Source organism: Micrococcus sp. APC 4021 (assembly GCF_030407635.1).
GTDB lineage: Bacteria > Actinomycetota > Actinomycetes > Actinomycetales > Micrococcaceae > Micrococcus > Micrococcus luteus.
On the sequence record NZ_JASDCZ010000205.1, the window covers coordinates 1 to 1,670 of the forward strand.

3 protein-coding genes are annotated in these 1,670 nt (G+C 73.8%); all 3 read right to left on the reverse strand.

Annotated elements, in window-relative coordinates; translation table 11 throughout:
• Positions 1-14: 14 nt before the first annotated feature.
• The gene (locus QL983_RS11175) at positions 15-755 is read right to left on the reverse strand and encodes a 4a-hydroxytetrahydrobiopterin dehydratase (protein WP_141762455.1); all 741 of its coding nucleotides are present in this window, start codon (positions 753-755) and stop codon (positions 15-17) included.
• Positions 756-817: 62 nt separating this feature from the next.
• Complete coding sequence (locus tag QL983_RS11180) at positions 818-1,372, reverse strand: hypothetical protein (protein ID WP_144918916.1); 555 nt, start codon at positions 1,370-1,372, stop codon at positions 818-820.
• The gene (locus QL983_RS11185) at positions 1,369-1,578 is read right to left on the reverse strand and encodes a hypothetical protein (RefSeq protein ID WP_036317562.1); all 210 of its coding nucleotides are present in this window, start codon (positions 1,576-1,578) and stop codon (positions 1,369-1,371) included. Before QL983_RS11185 ends, QL983_RS11180 begins: the two co-directional genes overlap by 4 nt.
• Between the last annotated feature and the right edge of the window lie 92 nt (positions 1,579-1,670).

Consider the following 1,670-nt stretch of genomic DNA (forward strand, 5'->3'; position numbering starts at 1 on the left):
TCATGGCGGGGGGCTCAGGCGGACGGGGGGACGGCATCGGGCACCAGCTCGTAGACGAAGGCGGGGCGGACGGCGTCGTCGTCCTCCAGGGCGACGACGGCGGGCACCCGCCGGTAGCCGGCGCCCTCGAAGGCGTCGAGGCGGTCCCAGTGGTCCGGGAGGTCGGCGGACACGAGCACCTGGGCGGGGACGTCGGTGGTCGCGTGCGCGGGCGCGGTGCCGGCGAGGACGATCCCCGGGTAGCCGGTGGCCGCATCGGTGCCGCTGGCGTGGAACGTGCCGCGGAGGGTGCCGGGGATCCAGGTGCCGCGCACACCGTCCATGACGTGCGCGTTCGAGCGGCCGGGCGCCAGGGTGCCGTACGCGGCGAGGGCGTGGGGGGCGAGGACCTCGCTGGCGAGGCGGGCGACGGTGCGGGCCAGGCGGACGTCGCGGGAGGTGAGGGCGCGGACGTCGTGGCTGTGCATGCCCACGGTGAGCCGGCCGTAGGAGACGGTCAGGTCCGGGTGGTGGTCGGCGGCCTCGGCGGCCTCCCCGATCCGGTTCGCCAGGGCGAGGGCGGTGGCGAAGTCGCCGGTGGCGTAGGTGACGGCGAGCTCGGGTGGGGTGGTGTCGGCGGGTGTCGACGACGGCGTGACGCGCCAACCCCCGAGCTCTGGCACCCCCGTGAGGGCCACAGCAAGCTCGGCTGGGTCGATCGCGGTGTGAGGTGGGAGGGCGGCGAGATGCTCGAGGCGGTTGAGAGCGGACGTCATGGGGCCATGATGCCCGGTGGCGTCCGGCGGCGGAGACGGCGGCCCGGCGTCGTTCGGCACGGTCAGACGCCCAACCCCGGATCCGGCGGGGTGCCGTAGGTGCGCAGGGCCGCCCCGTAGGGCAGCGGGAGGCCGTGGCCCTGTGCCCAGCTGACGAGGACCTCGATGGTCTCGGCGGCGGTGAGCTCCTGCAGGGGCTGGACGAGGTCCTGGGGATCGTTGGCGGCCTCGTCCGCGCCCCGGCCCCGGCCGATCCGCCAGTTGTAGGCCCCGAGCCCCTCGAACCGCTTGGCAATCTCGACCATGAACAGGCCGTCGCCGAGCAGCATGATCTGCGCGTACCGGGTGGGCGGCTCGTCCTCGAGGATCAGCTTGTCCCGCGGGTCGGTGAGGGCGTGCACCAGGTCCGCGATCTGGGACGTGCTCTCCAGCCGGTGCCAGCCCGGGTCCTCCTCGCCGCGGACGGTGGCGGTCCACCAGAGGTCGGTCGCGGGGGCGGGTGAGGCCATCCACTCCACAGCTTCGCGGGGCGGCTCGACGAGCTCGACGGCGCCGGGGGCGCGGTGTGTGGCGAGGCCGCGAGCGTCGTCGGCGGTGATGCTGCCGGGCGCGCTCATCGGAACATCCGCAGGACGTCGCCGAGGCCGAACGTGGTGCGCTTGTAGACCGCGTTGCGGGCGGCGCGCTTCGGATCGCGCAGCCAGCCCATCCCCTTGCGGCCGTAGCCGGGGATGACCTGGCGCTTGATCGCGCGCGTGGCGCGGCCCGTGGTGCGGGCCCTGAGGGACTTCGTGAGGGAGGGTGTGCGGAAACCGATCTTCATGGTGGGGAGGCTAGTTGTTGTGGGTCATGAGGTTCTTGCCACGAGGCGCCGGCTGAGATGAGACGAGTGGGCCTCTCCCGCAGGATGGAAGT

Bases quoted from the DNA above. Each gene is read 5' to 3' on its own strand.
- QL983_RS11175 (WP_141762455.1), bottom strand. From the start codon at position 755: ATGACGTCCGCTCTCAACCGCCTCGAGCATCTCGCCGCCCTCCCACCT.
- QL983_RS11180 (WP_144918916.1), bottom strand. From the start codon at position 1,372: ATGAGCGCGCCCGGCAGCATCACCGCCGACGACGCTCGCGGCCTCGCC.
- QL983_RS11185 (WP_036317562.1), bottom strand. From the start codon at position 1,578: ATGAAGATCGGTTTCCGCACACCCTCCCTCACGAAGTCCCTCAGGGCC.